The sequence below is a fragment of the Methylobacterium nigriterrae genome (assembly GCF_037106235.1).
GTDB classification, from domain to species: Bacteria; Pseudomonadota; Alphaproteobacteria; order Rhizobiales; family Beijerinckiaceae; genus Methylobacterium; species Methylobacterium nigriterrae.
Window position 1 is genome coordinate 1 of sequence record NZ_JBAWTG010001071.1, and the last position, 251, is coordinate 251.

General features: G+C 61.8%; 1 protein-coding gene. It reads left to right on the forward strand.

All coding sequences use genetic code 11. The features are described from left to right. Positions 1 to 98: peptide-methionine (R)-S-oxide reductase (locus WDW90_RS40280; RefSeq protein WP_336493132.1), on the forward strand; the 98-nt coding region annotated here is incomplete at its 5' end. Positions 99 to 251: the final 153 nt, after the last annotated feature.

Below are 251 nucleotides of genomic sequence, written 5' to 3' on the forward strand. Positions count from 1 at the left end.
GCGGAAGCCATCTGGGCCACATCTTCGAGGATGGCCCGCCGCCGACCGGCCTTCGCTATTGCGTCAACGGCGTAGCCCTCGACTTCCACGCCGCCTGAGCGCGAAGCCAACCGAACAGATCGATCCTCCCTCGCGGCCAATTCCGCCCCGCGCGCAATTGACGCATCTCCGTGCATCTGCCTACTCTGGGTCGGGGACGGAAGATTCATGCCAAGTGGAGGAGAGGATTGATGAATTTCGCACGCATTTTG